This is a genomic window from Paramagnetospirillum sp., assembly GCF_058402745.1.
The window spans coordinates 121,520-146,477 of record NZ_JBZVFI010000014.1 but is presented as its reverse complement, the minus strand read 5'-3'; the positions used below and the strand labels follow the sequence as shown (position 1 = coordinate 146,477).

Annotated in this window: 28 protein-coding genes; 17 read left to right on the top strand and 11 right to left on the bottom strand. The window is 67.4% G+C overall.

Annotated elements, in window-relative coordinates:
* Positions 1-1,026: 1,026 nt before the first annotated feature.
* The 7 genes from ACV4UZ_RS11965 to ACV4UZ_RS11935 are packed head-to-tail and all read right to left on the bottom strand — an operon-like array spanning position 1,027 to position 5,901.
* A complete protein-coding gene (locus tag ACV4UZ_RS11965; RefSeq protein WP_491601047.1) occupies positions 1,027-1,581 on the bottom strand; it encodes an ABC transporter permease in 555 nt (184 codons plus the stop codon).
* On the bottom strand, positions 1,578-2,375 hold the full coding sequence (locus tag ACV4UZ_RS11960) for an ABC transporter ATP-binding protein (RefSeq protein WP_491601046.1): 798 nt from the start codon (positions 2,373-2,375) through the stop codon (positions 1,578-1,580). The genes ACV4UZ_RS11965 and ACV4UZ_RS11960 overlap by 4 nt, the downstream gene beginning before the upstream one ends.
* The gene (locus tag ACV4UZ_RS11955; RefSeq protein ID WP_491601045.1) at positions 2,338-2,598 is read right to left on the bottom strand and encodes a PqqD family protein; all 261 of its coding nucleotides are present in this window, start codon (positions 2,596-2,598) and stop codon (positions 2,338-2,340) included. Before ACV4UZ_RS11955 ends, ACV4UZ_RS11960 begins: the two co-directional genes overlap by 38 nt.
* A 5-nt stretch (positions 2,599-2,603) precedes the next feature.
* Complete coding sequence (locus ACV4UZ_RS11950; RefSeq protein ID WP_491601044.1) at positions 2,604-2,786, bottom strand: hypothetical protein; 183 nt, start codon at positions 2,784-2,786, stop codon at positions 2,604-2,606.
* Positions 2,776-3,645 carry a hypothetical protein gene (locus tag ACV4UZ_RS11945; protein ID WP_491601043.1) on the bottom strand — a complete coding sequence of 290 codons (870 nt, stop codon included), beginning with the start codon at positions 3,643-3,645 and terminating at the stop codon, positions 2,776-2,778. Before ACV4UZ_RS11945 ends, ACV4UZ_RS11950 begins: the two co-directional genes overlap by 11 nt.
* Positions 3,635-4,735, bottom strand: a complete 1,101-nt coding sequence (locus ACV4UZ_RS11940; RefSeq protein ID WP_491601042.1) for a hypothetical protein — start codon at positions 4,733-4,735, stop codon at positions 3,635-3,637. Before ACV4UZ_RS11940 ends, ACV4UZ_RS11945 begins: the two co-directional genes overlap by 11 nt.
* Complete coding sequence (locus ACV4UZ_RS11935) at positions 4,735-5,901, bottom strand: hypothetical protein (protein ID WP_491601041.1); 1,167 nt, start codon at positions 5,899-5,901, stop codon at positions 4,735-4,737. Before ACV4UZ_RS11935 ends, ACV4UZ_RS11940 begins: the two co-directional genes overlap by 1 nt.
* 165 nt (positions 5,902-6,066) lie before the next feature.
* On the opposite strand from ACV4UZ_RS11935, the gene ACV4UZ_RS11930 reads away from it, so the two are divergent.
* The 6 genes from ACV4UZ_RS11930 to ACV4UZ_RS11905 all read left to right on the top strand — a co-directional run bounded on the left by ACV4UZ_RS11930 (position 6,067) and on the right by ACV4UZ_RS11905 (position 13,903).
* Positions 6,067-6,822, top strand: coding sequence for an alpha/beta hydrolase (locus ACV4UZ_RS11930; RefSeq protein ID WP_491601040.1), 756 nt, complete (start codon positions 6,067-6,069; stop codon positions 6,820-6,822).
* Between the two features lie 7 nt (positions 6,823-6,829).
* Entirely contained in the window at positions 6,830-8,023 is a 1,194-nt protein-coding gene (locus tag ACV4UZ_RS11925; protein WP_491601039.1) for a nucleotidyltransferase domain-containing protein, read from the top strand.
* A gap of 211 nt (positions 8,024-8,234) precedes the next feature.
* A complete protein-coding gene (locus ACV4UZ_RS11920) occupies positions 8,235-9,383 on the top strand; it encodes an autotransporter outer membrane beta-barrel domain-containing protein (RefSeq protein WP_491601038.1) in 1,149 nt (382 codons plus the stop codon).
* 106 nt (positions 9,384-9,489) lie between these two features.
* Positions 9,490-10,614 (top strand): glycosyltransferase, encoded by a 1,125-nt coding sequence (locus ACV4UZ_RS11915; RefSeq protein WP_491601037.1) that lies wholly within the window; start codon positions 9,490-9,492, stop codon positions 10,612-10,614.
* Positions 10,611-12,533: a hypothetical protein gene (locus tag ACV4UZ_RS11910; protein WP_491601036.1), complete on the top strand. Its 1,923-nt coding sequence runs from the start codon at positions 10,611-10,613 to the stop codon at positions 12,531-12,533. Before ACV4UZ_RS11915 ends, ACV4UZ_RS11910 begins: the two co-directional genes overlap by 4 nt.
* 50 nt (positions 12,534-12,583) lie before the next feature.
* Positions 12,584-13,903 (top strand): exopolysaccharide biosynthesis polyprenyl glycosylphosphotransferase, encoded by a 1,320-nt coding sequence (locus ACV4UZ_RS11905; RefSeq protein WP_491601035.1) that lies wholly within the window; start codon positions 12,584-12,586, stop codon positions 13,901-13,903.
* Between the two features lie 398 nt (positions 13,904-14,301).
* Here the strand turns inward: ACV4UZ_RS11905 and ACV4UZ_RS11900 are convergent, their stop codons facing one another.
* Positions 14,302-14,691 carry a DUF3024 domain-containing protein gene (locus ACV4UZ_RS11900; RefSeq protein ID WP_491601034.1) on the bottom strand — a complete coding sequence of 130 codons (390 nt, stop codon included), beginning with the start codon at positions 14,689-14,691 and terminating at the stop codon, positions 14,302-14,304.
* 305 nt (positions 14,692-14,996) lie between these two features.
* Between ACV4UZ_RS11900 and ACV4UZ_RS11895 the strand changes: the two genes are divergently transcribed.
* Entirely contained in the window at positions 14,997-15,347 is a 351-nt protein-coding gene (locus ACV4UZ_RS11895; protein ID WP_491601033.1) for a hypothetical protein, read from the top strand.
* Here the strand turns inward: ACV4UZ_RS11895 and ACV4UZ_RS11890 are convergent.
* Complete coding sequence (locus ACV4UZ_RS11890) at positions 15,328-15,732, bottom strand: type II toxin-antitoxin system VapC family toxin (protein WP_491601032.1); 405 nt, start codon at positions 15,730-15,732, stop codon at positions 15,328-15,330. The genes ACV4UZ_RS11895 and ACV4UZ_RS11890 overlap by 20 nt on opposite strands.
* A complete protein-coding gene (locus tag ACV4UZ_RS11885; RefSeq protein WP_024078931.1) occupies positions 15,732-15,992 on the bottom strand; it encodes a type II toxin-antitoxin system Phd/YefM family antitoxin in 261 nt (86 codons plus the stop codon). Before ACV4UZ_RS11885 ends, ACV4UZ_RS11890 begins: the two co-directional genes overlap by 1 nt.
* A 75-nt stretch (positions 15,993-16,067) precedes the next feature.
* Between ACV4UZ_RS11885 and ACV4UZ_RS11880 the strand changes: the two genes are divergently transcribed.
* From ACV4UZ_RS11880 to ACV4UZ_RS11860, 5 genes are read left to right on the top strand one after another with little or no spacing between them, the layout of a single operon-like run.
* Positions 16,068-17,288 carry a S49 family peptidase gene (locus ACV4UZ_RS11880; protein ID WP_491601031.1) on the top strand — a complete coding sequence of 407 codons (1,221 nt, stop codon included), beginning with the start codon at positions 16,068-16,070 and terminating at the stop codon, positions 17,286-17,288.
* A 12-nt stretch (positions 17,289-17,300) separates the two neighbouring features.
* Positions 17,301-17,690, top strand: coding sequence for a head decoration protein (locus ACV4UZ_RS11875; protein WP_491601030.1), 390 nt, complete (start codon positions 17,301-17,303; stop codon positions 17,688-17,690).
* 14 nt (positions 17,691-17,704) lie between these two features.
* Positions 17,705-18,727: a major capsid protein gene (locus tag ACV4UZ_RS11870; RefSeq protein WP_491601029.1), complete on the top strand. Its 1,023-nt coding sequence runs from the start codon at positions 17,705-17,707 to the stop codon at positions 18,725-18,727.
* Positions 18,728-18,729: 2 nt separating this feature from the next.
* Positions 18,730-19,026, top strand: a complete 297-nt coding sequence (locus ACV4UZ_RS11865; protein WP_491601028.1) for a head-tail joining protein — start codon at positions 18,730-18,732, stop codon at positions 19,024-19,026.
* Entirely contained in the window at positions 19,023-19,685 is a 663-nt protein-coding gene (locus ACV4UZ_RS11860) for a DUF6441 family protein (protein WP_491601027.1), read from the top strand. Before ACV4UZ_RS11865 ends, ACV4UZ_RS11860 begins: the two co-directional genes overlap by 4 nt.
* Here ACV4UZ_RS11860 and ACV4UZ_RS11855 read toward each other — a convergent pair.
* Complete coding sequence (locus tag ACV4UZ_RS11855; RefSeq protein ID WP_491601026.1) at positions 19,666-20,799, bottom strand: Fic family protein; 1,134 nt, start codon at positions 20,797-20,799, stop codon at positions 19,666-19,668. The two genes, ACV4UZ_RS11860 and ACV4UZ_RS11855, sit on opposite strands and share 20 nt — an antisense overlap.
* A 129-nt stretch (positions 20,800-20,928) precedes the next feature.
* On the opposite strand from ACV4UZ_RS11855, the gene ACV4UZ_RS11850 reads away from it, so the two are divergent.
* The 5 genes from ACV4UZ_RS11850 to ACV4UZ_RS11830 are packed head-to-tail and all read left to right on the top strand — an operon-like array spanning position 20,929 to position 24,810.
* Positions 20,929-21,765, top strand: coding sequence for a phage tail tube protein (locus ACV4UZ_RS11850; RefSeq protein WP_491601025.1), 837 nt, complete (start codon positions 20,929-20,931; stop codon positions 21,763-21,765).
* Positions 21,766-21,767: 2 nt separating this feature from the next.
* Positions 21,768-22,283: a hypothetical protein gene (locus ACV4UZ_RS11845; protein ID WP_491601024.1), complete on the top strand. Its 516-nt coding sequence runs from the start codon at positions 21,768-21,770 to the stop codon at positions 22,281-22,283.
* Positions 22,284-22,309: 26 nt separating this feature from the next.
* Positions 22,310-22,495 carry a DUF7697 family protein gene (locus ACV4UZ_RS11840; RefSeq protein ID WP_491601023.1) on the top strand — a complete coding sequence of 62 codons (186 nt, stop codon included), beginning with the start codon at positions 22,310-22,312 and terminating at the stop codon, positions 22,493-22,495.
* Positions 22,496-22,498: 3 nt separating this feature from the next.
* On the top strand, positions 22,499-24,208 hold the full coding sequence (locus ACV4UZ_RS11835) for a tape measure protein (RefSeq protein ID WP_491601022.1): 1,710 nt from the start codon (positions 22,499-22,501) through the stop codon (positions 24,206-24,208).
* 2 nt (positions 24,209-24,210) lie between these two features.
* A complete protein-coding gene (locus ACV4UZ_RS11830) occupies positions 24,211-24,810 on the top strand; it encodes a hypothetical protein (protein WP_491601021.1) in 600 nt (199 codons plus the stop codon).
* Positions 24,811-24,958 lie beyond the last annotated feature (148 nt).

Here is a 24,958-nt window from a genome sequence, read left to right as displayed (position 1 = left end):
CAAGTTCATGAAGCGGGTGGTGATCGGGACAGCCTTTGCGCTCCGCCACGGTTTTCTTTCGAGATCATGCCGGCTCCAACGCTTATGCGGGGTGGCGGTGAGGGCTGAGGCCGATGTCGCCGTGTCCTCCCCGCAAGCGCGAGGGTCTGGAGATTGCCGGGGGTTCGTCGTCCGGACACGCAGCCGGCGGAACGGGGTCCATTATCTCGACCACACGCCGCGCTGACTACGAATTGTGCGACGGCGCACGGTCGAAGATACACAGTTGCTTGGCCTACGGGCCGCAGCCTCGGGAGGCAGGTGCAACCCTCGTCTCCGAGCCTGGTCACGACGGTCAGCCTGCGGCATGTGGGAAAGAGTTTCCGCCAGCCGCAAGGGCGGCGCGGGGTGAAGGCCGCCGTCGCTCGGCGGGCGGAAGCCGATACCCGCCGCCACGAGGTCCTTGAGGACATCTCCACATCGGGCGTTGGTGGGCGGTGTCCCTGCAACGGCGAGCGGCCGAACACCGAATCGCCTGGCCGTCCCCGGGGCGTCCGGGTCCGGGGCCGGATCGTTCCGCTGCTGGAGCGTTCTCCGGCCGGTATCGGAGCGTTTCGCCTCCATCTTCCAGTTCGCCGGCCTGGAGAGTACACTGGTACTCCCGTCCACGCCTCCGACATACTGGGCGGGGCGACGGGATTCCGCCGGTGCCACAGGCGCCGTCTCAAACGGAACCCGCCAGGGCAGCAACACGGTCGAGGACATCGTGGGCCCGGACAGCCTGAGCCGGCACCGCATCGCCTATCACGCGCGGCGAGGTGTTCGCGTCCCCCCCGGGCCGAGATGGGGTGCATCCGTCAGGTTAAGATCCGCTACAAGAATCGTGTGGTCTTTCTGTGGTCGTGGGGGCCATCCCCGGGGATGACCCTGGTTCTTCGCCTCGCCCTTCACGTGGTGCTGCGCTGCAGCCCGCTCGTGATGGGGTGGTGGAGCGTGATCAAAGGGTCCGTCGTCGCGTCCTCGACGGGCATTTCATTCGGCGTGGCATTAGGCGCCTCTGCCACTCGCTGACGTGCCGGGGACCAGATGCTCCATGTCGCGCAGGACCATGTTCAGGCTGCCGGCCAGCAGCGTCATGCCGAGCAGCAGGATCACCTGGACCAGGAACAGCAGGGGGAGACCCGGCAGCCATGTCCACGCCGGATGGATGCCGTCGAGGACGAGGATCAGCGCCACCACCGGCAGCGAGGCGGCGAACTGCCAGCCGTCCTGCAGCACCTGTCCCGCCGCCATCAGCCAGTGGGGGAACACCACCTTCTTGATCAGGTCGCGGTTGCCGGTGAAGGCCCTGGTGCCCGCCGTCACCGAATTGGCCGCCCAATGCCAGGCGAACAGGCCGGTGACCAGGAAGGCGACGATGTCCGGGCGGTGCAGCGGCAGCACCACGTGAAAGGCAAAGGCGAAGACCAGGGTCATCCCCAGGGGATGGCCCAGCGACCACAGATAGCCCAGCCACGAGTTCTTGTAGCGGATCTTGACCTGCGACGCGGTGATGGCCACCCCCATCTCGGCCAGCCTGGCGGCCCGGGCCAGCCCGGTCATGGCGGAAGCGTCCCGGTCGCGGCCGGGGCCAGTCCCAGGGACGCGAACACCTCGGCCGGCGGGCCGTCATGGGCGATGCGGTGCCGGCTCAGGGCGACCATCCGGCGGCAATTGGCCACGATGTCCTCGACCGTGTTGCTGACCATGACCAGGGTGACTCCGTCGGCATTGAGACGGCGCAGCCTGTCCTGGCACCGGCGGCGGAAGTCCACGTCGCCCACCGCCAGCGTCTCGTCCAGCAGGATGATGTCGGGATCGGCGTGGACGGCGACGGAAAACCCCAGCCGGGCCACCATGCCCGAGGAATAGGTGTAGACGGGCTCGTCCATGTACTCTTCCAGGCCGGCGAACTGGACGATGGAGGCGAAACGCTCCGATACCGTCCGCCGGCCCAGTCCGAGCAGCACCCCGTTGAGATGGACGTTGTCGCGGCCCGTCAGGTCGGGATGAAAGCCCGCTCCCAGCTTCAGCAGCGGAACGATCCGGCCCCGGACCCGGACACTGCCCCGGGACGGCCGGGCAACGCCGGCGATCAGGGCCAGCAGCGTCGTCTTGCCGCTGCCGTTGGGGCCGAACACGCCCACCGACTCGCCCGGCGCGATGTCGAGGGAGATGTCCTCGAGGACCTCGTGGCGGCGGGTATCGGCTTCCGCCCGCCCCGCCAGCCAGGAATAGACGGCGGCCTTCACCCCGCCGCCGCCCTTGCGGCTGGCGGGAAAACTCTTGCCCACATGCCGCAGGCTGATGACCGGAGCGTCAGGTGACCAGGCGTTCGGCTCGGAGACGATCGACATAGAGTTGCACCTGCTCTCCCAGCGAGGGCTGCGGCCCGTAAGCCTCGCCAAGCAATTGGGTGATCTCCTCGACCGGGGTCTCGCCGTCGCACAATTCGTAGATCAGCGCCGCGGTGTGATTGAGATAATGGACCCGTCCGCGCTCGGTGTCATGGACGACGAAGCCCCCGGCCGCCTCGGCGATCTCCAGACCCTCGCGCTTGCGGGGAGGACACGGCGACATCGGCCTCAGCCCTCGCCGCCACCCGGGGCGGACCCCACGGCATAAGCGTTGGAGCCCACATGAACACTAAGGGAGTCCATGTCGAAAGAAACCATGGCGGGAACCGCAAAGGCTGTCCCGATCACCACCCGCTTCATGAACTTGCGTCGCTTGGGATCGATTCGGTCCAGTACTTTTTCATCGCTCATTTCGAGTATTCTCCGGAGGAAGAAGACCACCAAAAATATTACCGATCAATCTTGATGAAGCTTGAGGACAGCCATTATACAGGAGGTAGTTTCTCGAGCCATGGACAAGATGTAATTTCGCGCCGATCCATTCGGCAGAGCGGTCGGGATAGGTCGTCTGGCGCGACAGGCGTCGTGCCGCCCGTACGGTGTCGAGGGGAACCATGGACGTTTCCCGCCCATGAGCCGGCCGAATGAAGACAATGGCGTCCACCGGCGCAGGGACGATGCGCCAGGGCCGGCCGAGATCGGTGGGCGACAGGGCGTGGACGACATGCCCCTTGGCATCGGACTGGACCGGCAAGTCCGGCAGGCAGGACGCCAGGCCCGGCACCAGGGGAAAGGTTCCCGGCCGGACGTGAAAGCGGCGCGGCAGCGGCGTGGCGACCAGATCCCGCGAGACCATGACCATTTCGTCGCCATGAACCTCGGCGCCGTCCTGCAGCAATTGCAGCATCAGGGTCGTCTTGCCGGCTCCCTTGCGCCCGACGAACAGGACGCGGCGCCCCCCGAGGGTGGCCATGCCGGCGTGAATCCGCAGGTGCGGCGGCAGCGCATGGTGCACCGCCTCGTGGAGGGAGGCGTAGACCAGATCGAGCACGCCATCGGGTTCGAGCGCCACTCCGACCGGCTCGCCGTTCAGGGCCACCGGATATCGTCCGCCGGCCGTCGCCTCGACCCGGTAGCGGGCCTGGGCGATGGGAGAACCCGCCTGCTCCGCGTCCTGGACGAGGAAGCGCAGCGCCCGCCGGACCGGAAGATCGGCGCCGGCGATGGTGACCGCATGGGTCAGCAGGCGGAAGCGGATGTCATCGACCATGGGACGTCCCGTCCACCGCCGCCAGGGATTGGATGATCAGCGGCCCCAGGTCGAGGGGCGGCCCCTCCCAGGGAAAACGGAACTGCACCATTCCCGGATTGGCATTCAGTTCGAGCACATCGTAGCCCTCCGGCGACGGCGGCAGCGAAGGCTGGCGGATGACCGTGTCCACCGCGACGATCCGCAGGCCGGGAAGGGCGAGGCAAAGGCGTTCGATTTCCCCGGCATAGCCCGGGTGCAGGCCCTCGGGGGCGACCAGGCTGTCGCCTCCCAGGCTGGCATTGGACGCCTCGCGGAGACGAACCCGCCGGCCACGCTCGGGAATGCTCTCCGGCTGCAGCCCCTGGGCGGCGAGAACCCGCATTTCATCGGCGCCGATGCGCACCGCCTTCTGCCCGGTCCGCCGCCGCTTGATCCGGTTCTTGTCCCGCAGCAATCGCGCGATGGTCGATACGCCGTCACCCTCGACATTGGCCGGGCGGTCGAAACGGATACCCACCACCCGGGGATGGATGAAGAAGAAGCGGGCGGCTTCGCCTGGAATGTGGTCCTCCACCAGGATTCGCCGCTGCCGCTGGGCCAGACGCTCCAACGCCGAGCGAATGAGCGGCGGTTCGGACAGGTTGGGAAACACGCCGTCGCCCAGGCTGCCGTCGACGGGCTTGACGCAGACCGGGCGGCGGCGGGACAGGGCGTAGTCGTGGGCCGCCTCCAGATCCCCATGGTCGAAGGCCTTGCCCTCGGGGGTGGGCACCCCGAGAACGCCCAGCACGATCTTGCTGGCCATCTTGTCGATGGTCATCGGCCGGCAGGCGGCGTTGATGAAACGGCATCGGTCGTAGGGCGCCCCGGGCGGGCCGACGAGAATCCTTCCCCGCTGACAGTAGGCGACGGCCCGGGGCAGATCGATCCGCAGCCACCATCCCCGCCACGCCCATACGTCCTCCGGCTCCAGGAACAGGCGATGGACGGGGTATCCGGCGGCACGGGCCGCCTGGCACAGGATGGCCAGTTGCAGGTCGTCGTGGCGGGCGAAATCCATCGCCATGGAATCCGCCTCGAAACCGGACAGGCAGGAATCCGGCGCCATCAGGCGACCGCTTGGTCGGGCGCCGCCCAATCCGGCCGCAGCAGCCCCTCGAACAGAGCGTCGGCCACCGGCTGCGGCTCGCCGACCCAGGGGAAATGAAAGGGAACCATGCCGGGATTGCTGTTGGCCTCCAGCACCGCGTAATTGTCCCGGGTGGCGGGAACCGTGGGGTCGAGGATCTTGGTGTCCACGGCGGTGACCCGCAGGCCCACCAGCCCGTTGCACAGGCGCTCCATCTCCCGAATGTAGCTGGGGTGCAGCGTATCGCGGCAGTTGATGCCGTCGCCTCCCTTGTAGCCGTTGGACACCGAGCGCAGGAAGAGGCGCCGGCCCGCCTCGGGCACGTGGTCGAGAGCGATACCCTGGCGCGCCATATGGTCCATCAGGTCGTCGTCGATGGCGATGGGGGCATGTCCGGTGCGCCGGGCCTTCTCGACGTTCTTGGCGGCGATCAGTTCGGCCAGGGTGGACACGCCGTCACCGTCGACATTGGCGGGCAGGTCCATCCGGACTCCCACCACCCGCGGGTGGATGAAGTGGAAGCGAATGGCGGCCCCGGCCCAGTGCCGCTCCACCAGGATGCTGCGCGACCGCTTGGCGGCGATGGAGAAGGCCCTCCGCCACTGGGCCTCGCCGGTCAGGGCGGGGAACACATTGGTGCCCCGGCCCATCCGGTTGGCCTTGATGCACAGGGGAGCCCCCAGGGCGTGGCAATGGGCGATCGCCTCCTCTTCGTCCCCCGACTGGAAGCGGCGCCCCTCGGGAACCGGAAAGCCGAGGATGGCGAACAGCTCCTTGGAGGCCTGCTTGTCGTCGATGACCGACTTCAGGCTGCCGTTGATGTGCCGGCACTGGTCCAGCCCCGCCCCCGGCGGGCCGACATGGAGCCGCCCTATGCTGAAATAGGCGGTCTTGTCGTCCAGCCCCAGGCACAGCCAGACCCGCCCGTCGGGATCGGTGAAGGCCGTCAGGGCACCGTCCCCGAGGCCGTGGCGCCGCGCGGCGCGGATCAGGCAGGCGGCATGCAGATCGGCATGATCGACGAAAAAGCGGGCCAGCCCGTCCCCCGCCAGAAACGCCTTGACCCTGTCTCCACCGTAATCTTCCATGGCCCTTCCCTTGTCGCCCTTCGCAATCCATTCCAGGGAATGTGCATCGCCGGCCATCGCGATGCAATTCGAAGGCGGCCGGGCGGGAGGACATGGACGGTGGGCGACGTCACGCGGAAAAGCCTTGAAAGATGGGCGGTTTTGGCCGCACTGGCCTTTTCCGCCCTGGCCCTGGCCGGGTGCGGCACATACTTCTTGCCGAGGCAGCAGAAGGCCGCCGCTATGACCCGCGACGCCGGCTGGCAGTACCTGCCCCTGGACGGCGGAGCCTTCTCCATGGCCTCCGCCCTCGGTCCGGCGGCGCGGGGCGCCCGGACCCTGGTGGTCTATCTCGAAGGCGACGGGCTGGCGTTCCTCGTCAACGGCGCGGTTTCCCCCGACCCCACCCCCACCGAGCCCTATGCCCTGCGTCTGGCCCTGGCCCATCCGGGCGGGCGGGCGGCGTATCTCGCCCGGCCCTGCCAGTACGGCATGACGCGGGACTGTTCCCCTCGATACTGGACCAGCCACCGTCTGGCCCCGGTGGTCGTCCAGGCCACCGACGAGGCCCTTTCCCGGCTGAAGCACCTTACCGGGGCCAGCCATCTGGTCCTGGTGGGGTATTCCGGCGGCGGCGCCCTGGCCGCCCTGGTGGCCGCCGGCCGGACCGACGTTTCCGCCCTGGTCACCGTCGCCGCCAACCTCGATCTCGGCGAATGGACCCGCCGCGAGGGGCTGACGCCGCTGTGGGGATCGGAAGACCCGGTGTCGCGGGCCGGCGCCCTGGCCGCTCTTCCCCAGGTTCATCTGGTGGGCGAGCGCGACGCCGTGGTGCCGCCCTACGTGGTCCGCTCGTTTCTCGCCCGAATGGACGGGGCCAAGGCGGCGCGGATGATCGAGCACCCCGGCTTCGGGCACGATTGCTGCTGGGTGGAGAACTGGCCCCGCCTGGCCCGCCAGCCCGCCCTGACCGGGCTGCCCGGCTGGCCGGGACCTTGACCCGCCCATGGACGCCAATCCCCCCTCGCCTCTCCTCGCCGGCCTCGCCCCGGAATTCCGCCTGCTCTGCCTGGCGTGCGGCAATGCCGGCGACGCCGAACTGGCCGAGGCCTGCGGCGAGGTCGGCGACTGGGAGGATGTGTGGTCGGGATGCCTGCGGCATCGCGTGATCGCCCCCCTGCACGCGGCCCTCGTCCGCATGCCGCCCGGACGGGTTCCGGCCCCCATCCTGGAACGGCTCCAGCGGCAAGTGGTCATCGACGCCCTGCTGGGGCAACGGCAGAGCCGGGCCCTGGCCGACCTGATGCGGCTGTTCGGCAAGGCCGGAATTCCGGTCCTGGTCCTCAAGGGCCAGCCGCTGGCCGTCACCCTTTACGGGACGGCGGCGGGACGGGGTGTCGGCGACATCGACCTTCTGGTGGCCCCCGCCAGCCTGCCGGCCGCCGACGCGCTGCTGCGCGGGGCCGGCTGGCGGCGGCGCGGCGCCGGCTTCGTGGAGCGCGGCCCGCAACTGGCCCGCGACCGCGTCAAGGAGATCTCCTACGGTCACGCGGCCGATGGCATGGTCGTCGAACTGCACCAGCGCCTGACCGAGAATCCCCACCTGCTTCCCTGCGACTTCGACGATTTGTGGCGGCGGCGGGACGTGGTCGAGGTCGGCGGCGTCCCGGTTCCCACCCTGCCCGCCGATCTGCTGCCCATCTATCTCGCCACCCATGGGGCCTGCCATTGCTGGGAAAGGCTGCGCTGGCTGGCGGACCTGGCGGACCTGCTCCGTCTCCGGGGAGGGCTCGGGCCGGCCGAGGAGACCGCGCGGCGCCTCGGCCTGGAAGCGCCCCTGGGTCAGGCCGTCGCCCTTTGCCATTTCTGGCTGGGATGGCCGGCGGAAATGCCGCCCCTGGCGCGGCCGCAAGCCCTGACCGCCTTCGTCCGACGCTTCTTCTCGGGCGGACGCTGGAAGGCCGATCCCCGGCCGGGCAGCCTGGAATGGCTGCGGCGCCAGTCCCTGTGGGGGCGGCTGCACACCCTGTCGCTACGGCCGGAACCGCGGTACCGCGTGTGGGAGCTCACCGCGACGCTGGTCTGGCCGCCGGATTGGGAGGTCATCCGCCTGCCCGATTCCCTGTTCTGGCTCTATCCGGCATTGCGCCCGCTCGGCTGGTGGCGGCGCCGCCAAGAGCATTCAAAAAGAGAAAAATAAATAAAATGCCGCTACTATGGCGACGTTTTGCCCATTCCACGCCGCATTGAACACTGCCCATCGCCCTGGTGCGTCTCCAATGCACAAAGATCAACCATGCCAAATGGCGTAATACATTATCACTGGAATCATTCTTGATGTTGATTGCAACGGAGATGATTTTTCCTGAGTATGGATATTCAGGCGCGACATGGATTTAAGGGGGGGCGTTGTGCGTCCAGTTAGCATCGCAACAGTTCTGGCCATCTGCCTTGCTGGCTTCGGTGCCCAGGCGGCCAGCACCTATGGCACCAATACGGTGACCACGCCCGTCGTGTCGCAACAATCGTCCTCCCAGACGGCAACCCAGATCTCGTCGCGCATCAGCCAGGCGGTCTCCGGAGCCGCCAGCGGCGGTGGCGGCGGCTTTGGCGGCGGTGGCGGCGGGTTCGGCGGCGGCGGTGGCGGCGGGTTCGCACCCGGTGGCAGCGGTGGCGCGCCCGGTGGCGGCGGTGGAGGGACGCCCGGTGGCAGCGCCTCCCCGACCAGTTCCCTTGACGACGGCGTGGTGGGCCGCTCGGCGGGTTCGGGCGACAAGAACCTCGGCGTCTGGTTCAATGCCGGGACCGCGCGCGCCTCCGACACCCACGCCTTCGAATCCTTCCACGGAAGCATCAGCACCCTGGTCGGCGGCATCGACTACCGCGTCCTCGACAATGCCGTGATCGGTTTCGCCCTGGGCTACGAGATGGCAAGGATCACCACGACCTACAACAACGGCACCCTGACGGCCGACAACGTGGCCCTGGCCCCCTATTTCGGCTATGCCATCAACAATTACCTCAGCGTCGACGGCACCGTCGGCTACGCCTTCGTGAATTACGGCATGACCCGCAACAGCGGCACCGTCAAGGGCAGCACGGACGGCGGCCGCGTGTTCGTATCGACCAACGTCACCGCCAAGACCTCGGTGGACAGCTGGCAGCTGAGCACCTCGCTGGGCTATCTGTATCTCCAGGAGCATCAGGGGCGCTACACCGAGGTCGGGACCGCCGCCAATCAGGTCTCCGCCGTCAACATCCGCCTCGGACAGCTGCGTTCCATCAACAAGGTCGGCTATCTGGCGACCACCAACTGGGGCTCGGTCATGCCCTATCTGATGGTCCGGCCCGAATACGACGTGAACAAGAGCCCGGCATCGCTTCTGGACACCGCCACCAGCACCAAGTCGGTCGGCGACCGGTTCGGCACCACCTTCGGCCTGGGCCTCACCATGGCCATCGGCGACGACAGCACGGTCACCCTGGAAGGCACCACCAGTCAGTTCCGCTCCCACCTGGGAATGGACGGCGTATCGGGAACGGCGCGCTTCCGGTTCTGACGCCCGTGAAGACATGTCGGGGGCAAGGCGCGTTCGCATTGGCGAATGCGCCTTCTCCCGTTCCGACGGCGTCGGTCCGCAAGCCCGATCAAGCGGGATTGGTCTCATGAAGGTCGCGATCACCCTTGACTGGCTGACCGTTGTCGGTGGCGCGGAGCGCGTGCTGGCGGAAATGATCGCCCTCTACCCCTCCGCCCACATCCATGCCGTGCTCGACACCCTGGCCGAACGGGAAATCCTGGGGGGATGCCCGGTGACCACCAGCTTCATCCAGAAGCTGCCCTGGGCCGGCCGCCTGTACCGCCACTATCTGCCCCTGATGCCGCTGGCGGTGGAGCAGTGGGCTCTCGACGGCTACGATCTGATCCTGTCGTCCAGCTACGCCGTCGCCAAGGGCGTGATCACCGCCCCCTGGCAGACTCATGTGGCCTATATCCATACGCCGATGCGCTATGCCTGGGACCAGCAGGACTCCACGCTGGCCGAGTCCCGCCTGTCGCGGCCGGGGCGCGGGCTGGCCCGCTGGATGCTTCATCGCCTGCGGCTGTGGGACCAGCTGTCGGGGCAGCGGCCCGACCACCTCGTCGCCAATTCGGCCTTCGTCGCCGGCCGCATCCGCAAGTACTGGCGCCGCGAGGCCGAGGTGATTCATCCGCCCGTGGCCATCGACCGGTTCACGCCCCGCGATGACCACGACGACTTCTATCTCGGCGTCTCGCGTCTGGTGGCGGGCAAGCGCGCCGAACTCCTGGTCCGCACGTTCTCGGCCATGCCCGGGCGGCGGCTGATCCTGATCGGCGACGGTCCCGACCTGCCCCGGCTGCGCCGTCTGGCCGGCCCGAACGTCAGTTTGCCGGGATACCTGCCGGACGGGGCGGTGGTCGATCACCTGGAACGGTGCCGGGCCTTCGTCACCGCCGCCACCGAGGATTTCGGCATCACCGTCCTCGAGGCCCAGGCGGCGGGGCGCCCGGTCATCGCCCTGGGCCGGGGCGGCGTGCTGGAAACCCTGTCCGGGCTGGACCAGCCGGTTCCCACCGCCGTGCTGTTCGGCGAACCGAGCCCGCGATCCCTGGGAGGCGCCCTGGACGCCTTCGAGGCCAACGAGGGCCGGATCACGCCCGAGGCCTGCCGCGCCAATGCCGAGCGCTTCGCCCCGGCGCGCTTCCGCTCGGCCCTGTCCGAGGCGGTGACCCGGGCCATGGCGGCGCAGGGAAGGGCCGGTAGATGAACCGGTCAACGGCCATCGCCGCGGCGGGAACGGGGATCGGCCTGGTTTCCGTGGTGTTTTCCCTCCCCGTTTTCGCCATCGGCGTCTGGCAGCAATCGGAGCCGGTGGTCATTGCCGTGCATGCCGGGGCCGCGCTGTGCTGGCTGGGCCTGGCCACGTCGCCCGGGGCGGGCGAGCTGGCGGCCCGCCTAAAGTCGCCCATGGTTCTTCCCCTCCTGGCCATGGCGGCGTGGGGGCTGGTCTCCGCCCTTGTGTCGCCGCATCCCATGGGGGCCATCCTGGGCGCGCCGCAAAGCGGGGAAGGCGTGCTTTGGAGCACCGACATGGCGGCCTACGTCCTGGCCGCCTGGATGATCCGTCACGACGCCCCGGCGACCTTCCGCCGGCTGGCCTTCCTGGGGGCGGGAATCGTCCTGGTCGTGGGATTGTGCAACGCCCCTCCCCTGCGGGCGGGAACGGTGATCGGCGGCCTTCCCTCGTTCTTCAGCTTTCCGAAATTCCTGGGATTCAGCGCCCTGGCGCTGATTCCGGTGGCGTGGCGGCTGCGGCAGGACGGAGGGCACGGCTGGCTGATCCCGGTGCTGGCGGCGCTGGCCGGGCTGGTGCTGTCCGAGAACCGCACGGCGCTGAGCGGCATCCTGATGCTTCCGGCGCTGCTCCGGCCGCCCCGGCACGGCCCGGCCGCATTCCCGACGGCCCGCGCCAAGGCCCTGGGCGCGCTGGGCGTGGCGCTGGCCGCCCTGCTCCCCTATGTGCTGCTGCGCCACACCGACTGGCTTCACGGCAGCTTTTCCCTGTGGTCCCGGTCCATTCTGCTGGCGGCGACCGACCGCCTCATCCTTGAATCGCCCCTCACCGCCCTGTTCGGCCACGGCTGGGGCAACTACCAGGACTATCTCGCCCGGGGGGTCGCCGACACCGGAATCTCCCTGGTCGATGGATCGTGGAAGGACCTGTCCCGCGACGAGTTCCACTCCCACAACGCCGCCATCGAGGCGGCCTTCGCCATCGGCCTGCCCGGTGCCGCGCTGCTGCTGCTGTCGCGCATGGGATTCATATGGGGAGCCGCGCCCGCCGCCCTGCCCATGGCCGTTCCCTTCGCCCTGAGCCTGAGCGTGACCGAGGCGACCTGGTTCATGCTGCCGGTGAGCCTCGCCTTCCTGGGGTTGGGCCTTGCCGCCCTGGCGCCGGATCGGGGCGAAGCGGTCCCGGCCGCCGCCGGCCGGGCCGGAGGCATCCGGATCGCCGCCGCGTCGCTGGCCATCGCCGGTTTCGCTCTTTCCGCCGCGCAATTCACCCACGCCCGCGCCACCCGCCACCTGATCGCCTGCATCAAGGCCGACGCCTGCCCCGCCGCCCGTCCGCCGCGCGACCCGATCGCCCGCGAGGAAGAGACGGCCGCGCTGATCTCGACCGTTGCCGGAGGCCGGACGGGGGCCTATCACAACCAGTCCCTGGCCGGGTTGGTCCGGTGGCTGGCGGCGCGTCCGGACCGCCCGCCTTCGGCGCAATTGTCGGTGACCCTGTGCGGTATCTTCGGGCGGGCCGCCTTCCTGCCGGAGAGGTCGCGGTTCGGCCCCCTGGCGCCGGAAGACGTGGAGCTGTGGAGGAACGAGGTGGTGCGGCTGCTCGAGGTCGCGCCGGGCCGCATGGACGTCGCCGCCATCTACCTCAACTGGCTGATCCTCCAGGGCCGGGAGGGCGATGACGCCGACCTCCTGCCCGTTCTCCAGCGACAGGCCCCCTCCCACCCGGTGACCGGATGGTTCCAGGGCCTGCGGATGATCGCGGCGGCGGATGGGACGGTGCGCCGGGACGGGCTGCGCGCCCTGCGCCGCGCCCTGGACGGAGACGTGAAGCGCTTCGTGGATATCCCCGCCGATATCGAGGCCAGTGTACGCCGGGCGACGGACGGATGATGGGCCGAGGTCACCAGACCGCCCTCCGCCTGATCGTCCGGGGGGTATCCATGGCCGCCACCGGCGTCCTGGCCTATGGCCTGCGGCATTCCACCTTGGACCTCCCGGCGCGCTACTGGGTGGCCATCGCCGCCGGAACCCTGCTTCTCATGGCCATCCGGGCGGTCTTCCCCCAGTCCCGCCATGCCGGCCTGGCCGGCCTCTGGCCCAATGTCGGCGCCCTGGCCGTCACCGCCGCCGTCCTGGTCACACTGGCCTACATGCTGAAGATGTCGGACGGTTTCTCCCGCCTGTGGGCGGCCTATTGGGCCATGGCCGCCCTGGCCGGACTGGCCGTGGCCGATCTGACGGGCGCCAGGGACCGGAGCCGCCGCCGAATCATCGTCGCCGGCCCCGACGCCCATACACGACCGCTCGAGGCCCGGTGCGCCGCCGAGGGGCCGCCGGATGTCGCCTTCAAGTCGTTCGGGGAACTGCTCGACTGGCTGAACCGCCACGAAAGCCTCGATGGACTGGTCGACGAAATCATCTTGGTCGGGCCTCTGCCGGGGGAGAAGGAGCGTTCCGCCCTGATCCTCGCCCTGCACGGCAATCCCGTCGATCTGCGCTATGGAATCGATCTGGGGGACCTCATTCCCCAGGGCTGGTCCGACGGGGCCCTGGGGCAGCTGACCATCCCCCTGGCCCGCCCGCAGCCCCTGGGACGGCGCGTGGTCAAGCGGGCCGAGGATCTGGTCCTGACCGTCATCGGCCTGCCGCTGCTGCTTCCCGTCATGGCGGTGATCGCCGTCGCCGTGAGTCTGGACAGCCCTGGGCCGGTGCTGTTCCGCCAGCGCCGTCTCGGCCTCGGCGGCAAGGCCTTCACCATCCTGAAATTCCGCACCATGCGGGCGAACGCCGCCGGGGACGCCGAGGCGCCCCAGGCCCTGGAGGGCGATGCCCGCGTGACGCCCCTCGGCCGCTTCCTCCGCCGCACCGGCCTGGACGAATTGCCGCAGATCTTCAACGTGCTGGCCGGCGAGATGTCGCTGGTGGGGCCGCGGCCCCACGCCTTTCCCCACGACGTGGCGTGGTCCGCGGCGGTCAGCGGCTATACCCGGCGCTTCGACGTCAGGCCCGGCGTCACCGGCCTGGCCCAGATCCTCGGCCATCGCGGCCCTGTCGAGGAGACGCAGGCGCTGGATGCCCGCCTGGCCCTGGATCTCGAATACATCCGAACCTGGTCGCTGCTCTCCGACCTGCGGATACTGGCGCTGACCCTGGTGAACTCCTGCCGGACCTTGGCCGCTGGTCATTCCACCACGGAGAGCGCTTCATCCGGCCCGAATCCCGTCCCGCCGACGGGAGACGGCTCCGGCTCCCGCCATTGATTCAGCCCCCCATTCCCGGATCGGGACGGCAAAGGCGGAACGCGGCGCGCCTCCCAACGGGGATTGCGGCCGACCTTCCATGTGAACCTGTCCACCCCAGGACGCGGAGACGGCAGGCGGCGTTGCCCTCCCCTTTTTCGGGGGCAAGGCATGGGTGGAAAACATGGGTGGAAGCGCCGAGCAGCGATTCGCTACGACATTGATTCCACGGCTTTTTCGAAGAATTCTTCGCGTGGCGTAGGAAAGGAGACTCACAAGTAACTGCCTCTCAGTAGCGCCTAGAATGCGGTAGAATCCCTGTTGGTGTGATGACGTATACATGGGTGAAATGCCGAAATGTGGCTTTTCGCTTCGACGAAGCAGTTCATCAACATTGAGCCAATGCAGCGTCCATCTGGTCAATTCGGCTGCAACAGCCCCTCGACCTCCATCATCCGCAAGGCGTCAGCGAGAGATACTCCCGCCCGAAAACACAGCCACTGTCCGGTATGGCGGTGCCACATCAGATCAAAGCGATCACCGCTGATATGGTCGAGACGGGCGAAGGCGGAATCAAACTCCTCGCCGGCATTGTCTGCAAAGCCCGAACAGTAGCGCTGGATGAAGCTGTACTTGTCGCCGCGCCATTTGCCGGTGATGGCGATATGATAGTTGAATTCCGCGGGACGAAATTCGGGCAGGAACCTGGGGATCAGCACCTCGGCGATGAACCGCTCGCAGGTGGCCGCAATCGCAGCCTTGTCGTCCTTGGTCAGACCCTTGACCCATACGCCGCGCCGTCCCGCCATGATGCCCTCTCCTTGTCAGCACGAGCATCATGGCAAAGGGAAAAGACATGGCGCTACAGCAAGCTGACCTTGCCCTGGGATACATCACCCCGGATCAGGCCGAGCTAGCCGCCGCATAACCCCGTGTCCATTTTTCCTGGGCAAGGCACATCGCACCACTTCGTTACTCAACGGCTTGTGATCGGGCGGCAATCGCTTTGACAATCCGGTCTGCACATGCTTCCGCTCCCCCTCTGCTGCCATCCACCTGAATGTCAGGGGCGTCGGGTGGCTCATAGGGGGCATCCACGCCGGTGAAATAGGGTATGGTGTTTCAGCTTTGCCGGGCTGTCTGGCAGCGCTGGATGGACACCGCCGTGATGGCCGGAGCCCTGGTCCTCAAGGGCTACGAGCCGAACCGGGCCGGTTTCATTGCCTGTTCCTGGCTGCCGCCCAAATGGGATTGGGTCGATCCGCTGAAGGATGCCCGCGCCGAGATCGAGCAGATCGAGGCGGGCCTCAAGAGCCGCACCCAGGCCCTGGCCGAGCGCGGCTTCGACGCCGAACAGGTGGATGCCGAAATCGCCGCCGACCGGGAGCGGGAACAGCGGCTGGGGCTGTTGTTCGGCTCCGCCCCGCTACCGCCGGGAGACGTTCCTATTCAAACGGATCAATAAACGCGACGCCGGTAGGTTCGAAATGCCGGATGTTGCGGGTGACCACGGTCAGCCCATGTTCCAGGGCGGTGGCGGCGATCAGCAGATCGGCCCCATCGTTGCCGATACGGGCGCTCAAACTGCCCCACCGGCGGGCGATCTGGGTATCCACCGGCAGGATGCGGTCACCGTAAATCTGGATGGTGCGATCGAGCCATGATTCTAGGGCTTCGGCGAAGGCAGGATCCTTGCCCCTCTGGCGGACAATGCCCCGCTCGATCTCGCCGATGGTCACCGAACTCAGGAAGATGTCATCCGCCGCCTTGTCGGTCAGCCAGCGAACGACGTTGGGGCTCCGGTCCCGCTTGCGCAGTTCGGACAGGACCACGGTGTCGAGCAGAAACATCAGAACTCGACCTCACGCAACGTGACCGGCTGGCGTTCAAATTCGACTTCACCTTGCGGCATGGCCAGAAGGTGCTCGACGAACGACGGTGTGCCGACGTCGTGTCGCTGATGCAGTCGCTCGTATTCCTGAACCGACAAAACGACGACGGCTGGTTTGCCTCGCTTGGTGACGGTTTGCGGACGCCCATGCAGGGCCGCGTCGACCACGGCGCTGAAGCTGTTCTTGGCATCTTGAAGGGACCAACGCGGTTCCGGCATCACTGTCATCCTGGCCAGATAAACTAGCCAGATAGTGGGGCTGCGGCCCTGTCATGTCAAGGTAACGCCTACATCATGCACGATCTGCCTCATCTCGCGGCCCGTCTCTACGGGGCGCCGCTACTGCTCGCCCGCAGCAAACTGGACGTGATCCTGGGTGCCCTGGCCCCTCGTATGGACGGGCGTATGGCGCTGCCCATGGTCGGCGACGACGATGGTCCGCTGGATGGCTCGACTATCCAGGTGACGCCCGACGGTATCGCCATCGTGCCGGTGATCGGCACCCTGGTGTCGCGCTCGGGCTATCTGGGCGCCGCCAGCGGCCTGACCGCCTATTCCGACATCGCCGATGCCATCGAGGCGGCGGCCACCGATCCCGGCATCCGCGCCATCCTGCTGGACGTGGATTCCTCCGGCGGCGAGGTCGGCGGCCTGTTCGATCTGGTCGACCACATCCAGGCCATCCGCGCCCAATGCGGCAAGCCCATTTGGGCGGTGGCCGACGAAGCCGCCTTGTCGGCGGCCTATGCCATCGCCTGCACCGCTGACCGCCTCTACGTCACCCAGACCGGCGAGATCGGCTCCATCGGCGTGGTGGCGGTCCACCGCGACGAATCCGGGGCGGATACCCAGGCCGGACTGGCCTGGACCTTCGTTCATGCCGGGGCTTGCAAGGTGGACGGCAATCCCCACCAGCCGCTGTCCGACAGCGCCCGCCTCGCTCTCCAGGCCGATGTGGATGCCCTGTACGCGAAATTCACTGCCCTGGTGGCCGAGCGGCGGGGGCTATTTCCCGATGCCGTGCGGGCCACCGAGGCTGCGGTCTATCGCGGCGACCAGGCGGTGGCCGCCGGACTGGCCGACAAGGTTGGCACCCTGCGCGTTGCCCTGGCCGATCTCGGTGTCGTGCTGGCCCGCCCCACAATTTCCCGTCCCATCGCCGCCCGAAAGGAAGTCCCGATGTCCGAATCCCAGGGAGAAGTCCCCATCATGGCGGCTGTGCCGCAGCAGCCTGTCCAGGCCGATGTCGATCTGGAACAGCGCCTGCGCGCCGAATATTCCGAGATCAGCGCCATCTCCGCCCAGGCTGCCCGCCTCGGCGTGACCATTGATCCCGCCGAGGCCATGGCCAAGGGCATCCGCCCCGAGGCGCTGCGCCGCACCGTGCTGGATCAGTTGGCCGAGCGTTCCGACGCCACCGATGTGGTGGCCGCCGCCCCGACGGCTGCCGTTCCCAAGGCTGAAACCGAAAGCCCCATCGTCCGGCGTGCCCGCGAAGCCGCCGCCCGGAAATAAGGACGCGCCTCCATGCCTGTACTGACCGCTCCGCCCACCTTGGGCGATCTGCTGAAGTTTGAACTGAACCCCAGCTACACCCGCGAAACCGTCACCCTGAAGGCGGGCACGTCCTATCCCCTGGGTTCGGTGCTGGGCCGCATCACCGTCAGCGGTGAATACCGCCTGTCGCCCGCCGCCGAAGTAGCAGGTGACGAAGGCTCCGAAGTGGCCGTCGCCATCCTGCTGGAAGCCGTGGACGCCACCGATGCCGCTGTCACCGGCCTGATCGCCGCCCGTGGCCCGGTCATTATGGCCGATGCCGCCCTGGTGTTCGACGCCTCGGTCGACCAGCCCGCCGAACGGGCCGCCAAGATCACCCAGCTTGCCGCATTGGGCCTCGTTGCCCGCACCACCGTTTGAGGGATGCCCCCGACATGAACGCCATCATCAATCCCTTCGACGCGGGCGGCTATTCGCTCGCCGAGATGACCCAGGCCATCAACCTGCTGCCCAACCTCTACACCCGGTTGGGGCAGATGGGGCTGTTCCGCTTCGAGGGCGTTACCCAGCGTAGCGTCATCATCGAACAGGCCGAGGGCGTCCTCAACCTGCTGCCCACCGTGCCGCTGGGCGGCCCCGCCACCGTCGCCAACCGCGATGCCCGGAGCATGCGCTCCTTCACCGTGCCGTGGATTCCCCATGACGATTCCATCACCCCCCAGGACGTCCAGGGCGTGCGCGGCTTCGGTGTCGCCGACGCAGCCGATCCCCTGGCCACCGTCATGGAGCGCAAGCTGACCCGCATGCGCTCGAAGCACGCCCAGACCCGCGAGTTCATGGAGGTCAATGCGCTGAAGGGCATCGTCCGCGATGGTGCTGGCAGCACCCTCTACGACTACTTCAGCGAGTTCGGCCTTGCCCGCCAGCAGGTGGATTTCGCCCTCGGCACCGCCACCACCAACGTCCAGGCCAAGATCCGCGAGGTGCTGCGCAAGGTGGAGACCGAGCTGAAGGGCGAGACCATGACCAGCGTGCTGGCCCTGGTCAGCCCGGAATTCTTCGACAAGCTGATCGGCCACGCCAAGGTCGAGCAGGCTTACCAGTACTATTCCTCGACCGGCGCCCAGCCACTCCGGGAAGACGTCCGCCGCCGTTTCCCCTTCGCCGGCATGGTGTTCGAGGAATACAGCGCCACCGTCACCCTTTCCACCGGCCAGACCGAAACCCTGATCCCGGCGGGCGAAGGCATCGCCTTCCCGCTGGGCACCATGGACACCTTCGTCACCTATGGCGCCCCCGCCAATTTGATCGAGACGGTCAACACGCTGGGCGTGCCCATGTATGCCCGGCAGCTTGCCCGCCAGGACGGCAGCGCCATCGACGTCAAGACCGAGGCGTCCATCCTTCCGGTCAACAAGCGGCCCCGGCTGGCGGTGCGCCTGTTCTCGGGCAACTGACCATGACCGCCTTTGCCGACGCCATCGACGACCTGTTCGCCGATCCGAACATGGCCGTCACCGTCAGCTACCAGGGCAGCCCCGTGCGTGCCCTGGTGCGACGGCCCGACCGCGATATCGAGTTCTCCGACATCACCGTGCAGACCAGCACGGCGGTGTTCGATGTCCGGCGGCGGGAGGTTCTGGCTCCCCAGGCGGGGGATGTGATAGTCCATGACGGCGACAGCTTCGTCGTCCAGGGCGAACCCCGCCTGGATACCGAACGGCTGATCTGGACCTTGGACACGAGACCGGCATGAAACTGGCCGCGGCTATTTCCGGCGATCTGCGCAAGATCATGGCCGAGGAGGTTAAGGAAGCCGAAGACGCCATCACCGCCGGGATGCGTCAGGCTGCCGATGGGCTGAAGGCGGATCTCCGCCGCCAAGTCACCGAGGCGGGGATGGGCCAACGCCTCGCCAATACCTGGCGGGCCGAGCTTTATCCCAAGGGCCAAAAGAGCATTAAGGCGGCGGGGTTCGTCTTCACCAGGGCACCGACCATCATTCGGGCTTTTGACCAGGGTGCGGTGATCAAGTCCAAGCATGGCTTCTGGTTGGCGATCCCCACGCCCGCCGCTGGCACCGGCGCCCGAGGCAAGCGCATGACGCCCGGCCTATGGGAACAGATGCATGGTGCCCGGCTGCGCTTCATCTACCGCCGGGGTGCGCCCTCGCTGCTGGTGGCCGAGAACATGCGAGCCCGCACCGGCAAACGGGGCGGTTTGTCCGCTACGCGTTCTCTTCGATTCGCCAAAGGCAGCGCCTCGGCACTTCGCTCCGGGCGCGGGCTGGCCACGGTGGTGATGTTCATCCTGGTGCCGCAGGTGAGCTTGAAGAAGCGCCTCGACGTGGACGGCGTCGCCGAGCAGTGGGCTTCGGCGCTGCCTGGGCTGATCGTCAGGAATTGGCGGAATTAGGGTCCATAACCGGCGGCATCCCGGCCACGCTATAGCTGGTGCGTTTGCTGCCACCCGGATTGCGGACCAGAATGCCCCGTTCCAGCAGGTCATTGATGTCGCGTTGGGCGGTATCGACCGAGCATTTGCCGATGGCGGCCCATTTCTTGGCGGAAAGATTGCCCTCGAATCCATCCATGAAGCGATTGAGGACAGCCTTCTGCCGGGCCGACATCGGTTCGGAGGTGAAGCGCCGCCAGAACTCGGCTTTGCCCAGCACGCCCTGGGCCGCCACTTCGGCGGCATCGATCGCCCTTCCATAGCATTGGACGAACCAGGACAGCCACGCGGTGACGTCGAGGCTGCCGCGCTGGGTCCGTTCCAGGATTTCGTAGTAATGGCTGCGTTCCCGCTGGATTTGCGCCGACATGCTGTAGAAGCGCTGGCCAGTGCCCTCCATCTGGGCCAGGGCGAGATCGGCGATGGTGCGGGCAATGCGGCCATTGCCGTCGTCGAACGGGTGAATCGTCACGAACCACAGATGGGCGACGGCGCTGCGCAGCAGGCCGTCCATGGCCGGGGGCTGGTTGAACCATGCCAGAAACTGCTCGATTTCGCTCCCGACCCGGTTGGCCGGTGGGGCTTCATAATGGACCTTGGGGCGTTCAATCGGGCCGGACACCACCTGCATCGGACCGGCACTGTCGGTGCGCCAATCGCCAATGGTGATCTTGTGCAGCCCGGACCACCCGGTCGGGAAGAGCGCGGCATGCCAGCCGAACAGCCGTTGCGACGATAGGGGTGTCGCATGGTTGCGCAGGGCGTCGAGCATCATCTCGACGATGCCATCGACCTTGCGATCCGGGGGCAGCAGGCCGCCGTCCGGCAACCCCAAGCGCCGGGCTACCGAGGAGCGGACGCTGGCCATATCCAGCCGTTCGCCCTCGATCTCCGAGGTCTTGATCACGTCTTCGGTGGTGGCCCGGAGTTCCGCCTCGCACTGAAGGTCGAAACCGAGACGCTGCATCTGGCCGAGCAGATGCCCCTGCTTGTGGCGGGCTTCCGCCAGGGGCATCAGCAACGCTTGAGCATCCCAGCGGAATTGGGGCCAGTCGTCTTCTCTCCAGATGTACACGGCATTTCTCCGCAGAAGTTACGGAGAATATGGCGTCATTCGCCGCAGGCAGCAACGCAATTCACCGCACATCATGCGGAGAATATTGAGCCATTCGCCGCATGAGCAGTCATTCGAGGTCGGGAAAGCATGCCCAGTGTCCGCGAACAGATCCTTGCCGCCCTGCTGGCGCGGCTGGAAACGGTGCCCGGGGCCACGGCCAAGGACGAGGGTGATGTCGGCGTACCGCTTGATGTGCGGGCGCTCGGCTTCTGGCTGAAGGGCCTGTTCGGCTCGCCCGCCACCGCCGATAACGGTGACGGCACCTTCGACCATGTTTTCACCTCGGGCGGCACGCTGCCCAGCCTCGCCATCGAGATCGGTCATGCCCAACTGGCGGTGCCGAAATTCTTCCGCCACGGCGGGGCCAAGCTGGACAAGCTGTCCTTCGACATGGCGCGCTCCGGCGCGGCCAATGCCAGCATCGGGGTAATCGCCCAGGGCGAGACCGAAGCCGCCGCCACTATCGATGCCACCCCGGCAACCTTCGCCCTGAAGCGGTTCAGCCAGGGCAGCGGTACCATCCGTGTCGGCGGCAGCCAACTCGCCAACGTTGTCGGCGGCAAGCTGTCCTTTTCCAATAACCTGGAGCGGGTCGAGACCATCCGCGCCGACGGCCTGATCGACGGCGTGGACGAGACCGAGGCCACCGCCGAAGGCTCGGTCGACATCCGCTTCGGCACCGACACCACGCTGACCGCCGCCATCGCCGCCGAAAGCCCGGTGGCGATGGAATACGGCTTCACCATCCCCGGCTCGGCCTTCGCCCTGACCTTCCATCTGCCCCGTGTCTTCCTGCCCAAGAAGAAGCAGGAGATCAAAGGCCCCGGCGGCATCCAGGCCAGCTACGACTGGCGGGCGGCCCGCGACCCGGTGGCGGGATATCTGCTCCGCGTCACCCTGGTCAACGACGTGGCGGGGTATTGATCATGATCAGGCTCACCATCCCCAAGGAACCCTACTGGCTCGATCTGCCCCACGGGGTGCGGGTTTTCGTCCGCCCGCTGACCACAGCGGTGTACGAGGCCGCCCGGGCGCGAGGCTGGCGCATGGCCCGTGCCATCGCCGCTGAGCATGCCGATCTCAAGGCTGCCGGGGCCGACATCACCGGCTTGCCGGATTTGTCGGACGAGGACGCCCTGGCCGGACTGTCGCAGATGCTGTTCGCCCAGGGGCTGGCCCGTTCCGCCATCACCAAGTGGGAGGGCGTTCTGGATGAGGCCGATCAACCGGCGGAAGTCACCGACACCGCCATCGCCGAGCTGATGCAGTTGCCCCGCATGGCGGAGGGGTTCGTCGTCCAATACACCGAAACCCACGAAGCGGTGATCGCCGAGGGAAACGCCTCCAGGCCCGCGCCGAATGGCACTTTGGCGGCGGGCCGGAATACTGCCGAGGCTGCAGCGGAAACTGCGACTGCCCCTATGAGCGCAACGCCCCCCTGACCGAAGCAGGCTGGCAAGCCTGGGAATTGCTGATCGGCAATGTCGGCGCCTTCCGTCTTGGCCCCCGTGGCGGCATTACCGGGCTCGACCTTCCGGCTCTCCTGATCCAGGCCGAGGCCCTCGGCTACGACCAGCCCTTGCTGGCGCGGCTGCTGCCCTTTGCCGAGCGGGGAATGGTGGCCGGTGCCGCCAAGGCTCAAACCGAGACCTGACCGATGGCCACCAAATCCGTCTCCATCCGCCTGTCCCTGCAGGACGGCGAAACCGTCCGCCGTGCCCTGCTGAAATTGGGCGAGGATGGCCAGAAGGCATTGGCCAGGATCGAAGGGGCGGCGCAACCGGCTTCCCGGTCGCTGCTGGCCATGAACGCCGCCAGCCAGGACATTCAGGGCGGCATGGCGGCCTTCGCGTCGCGGCTTGGCCCCATCGGCTCGGTGATGATGGCGCTGGGGCCTGCGGGGCTGGCGGCGGGGGCGGCGATCGGCCTGTTCGGCAAGGCCATGGTGGACTCCACCATCAAGGTGGAAAGCCTGGAGGCTCGCCTCAAAGGGCTGGTGGGCGCCGCCGCCCTGACCGAAACCACCTCGTATCTCTATGCCCAGGCCCAGAAGACCGGCACCGCTTTGGAAACGGTGATCGGCGCCTATTCCCGGCTGACCGCGTTGCAGAAGGCCGGGATCATCACCACCGGTGAGAGCCGCGCCTTGCTGGAGGGCTTCCAGTCCACCGCCATCGCCCTGGGCGCGTCGTCCGAGCAGTTGGAGCAGTCGCTGTTCGGTCTGGCTCAAGGCCTTTCGTCCGGCACCCTGCGGGCCGAGGAACTGAATCAGGTCGTCGAGCCCATGCCGGGGCTGTTGCAGGCCCTGGATCGGGCCGCCGGTCTGCCCTCGGGCGGCTTCCGGCAGATGGTCACCCAGGGCAAGGTGACGGCGGATTTCTTTCGCGACACCCTGATCACGGCGCTGAAAGGCTTTGATGCGGCGGCTCTGGAGAGTGCCGACACCGCCGAGCGGGCTTTCACCCGTATGGCCAACGCCTGGCAGGGTTTCACCAATGCTCCCTGGCTGCGCGGCATCCTGTCGGGCGGCGCCAATGCCGGGGCGGCGGCGCTGGAATCGCTGACGCCGGGGGACAATTCCCTCAAGACCCGGCTGGCCGCTCTGGACAAGCGCATCGCCGCCCTTGGTGGCGAGCAGGCGCTCGACAAGCCGTTGCCCGTCGGCACCCATTCAGTGGTGGTGCAGGCGGTAAAGCAGGAAAACGAGGAACTGCGCCGTCTGCTGGCCGAGCGCCAGGTCATTTCCGACGATCTCGACGAGATCACCCGCAAGCGGGCGGGCATGGAAGCCCAGGCCAAGATGCAGCGCGACCAGATTCGCGCCGAACAGCGCGAACCCACCTATGTGGAGAAGCTGGCCGACCTGAAGTTCGAGGTGGAATGGCAGGAAAAGCTCAACGCGGCCCGCGCCGCCGGCAACGCCGAATTCAGCCGCACCAAGGCCCAGTACGACGCGGCCATCCGCCTGAACAATCCCGGCAACATCAAGGAATCCCCCGGCGACAAGACCCAATGGCAGGGCGAGCGGGCCACCGACGACGATCGGGTGTTCGAGGAATTCGTCAGTCCCGAGGCCGGTATCCGTGCCCTGACCCGCATCCTGCTCCGCTATCAACGCCGCCATGGCCTGAACACCGTCGCCGGCATCATCAATCGCTGGGCGCCAGGCTGCGAGAACGACACTGGCTCCTACATTGCCCATGTCGCCTCCCGCCTTGGCGTGACGCCCGACCAAGCCATCGACGTCACCCGGCCGGAGATCCTGGCCGATCTGGTGGAAGCCATCATCCGCCATGAAAACGGCCAGCAGCCTTATGCCCGCGAGGTGATTCTGGCCGGTGTGGACATGGGCTTGGGGAGGGCCTGACCGTGAAGTTACTCGATCTGCTCGGCGATGCCGCCGCCATCGCCGCCAATCCCGTCGTCGGGCTGGCCAAGGTGGCGCTGGACGTGGCCCCCGATATCGCCAGCCTGTTCGGCGACGATGCCGAAAGGGCTGTCGGCAAGCTGGCCGATACCGTGCGTGCCGTCACCGGCACCTCCGATCCCGCCCAGGCCCGCGAAGCCCTGGCCGATCCCAATCTGGTGTTCCAACTGCGCTCCCAGGCCCAGACCTTCGCCCACGAGGAGCGTATGCAGCAGATGGCCAACGCCGTCACCACCCTGACCGCCACCCTGGCCGACCGTCAGAACGCCCGTGCCCGCGATACCGAATTCATCAAGGCCGGGCGCAGCAACGTCCGCGCCAATGTGTTGCTGGTTACAGCTGGACTCGGCATCGTCGGCGGGATTGGATTCATGGTGTTCGGCCATGTGGACGGCAACACTGCCGTCGGAGGCTGCACCATCTCGGTGGTGACGCTGCTGGCGGGTAAGTTCGCCACCGCCTTCGACTTCGAATTCGGCGGCTCGGCCGATTCAGAGCAGACCCGCACCCTGCTGGCGCAGGCGCCGCCTATTGGCAAATAGATCAGATCGGATTGCGCACGACGCGGCCGACCTGGGGTTTCCCCCGGTCGGCCGCATTTTGTGTTTTGTGGATCAGAATGGAAACTTCATCATCCCATGCCATCATAGCGGCCATGATGGGCCGTTTTCTGCCTGGCTGCTTCAAGGC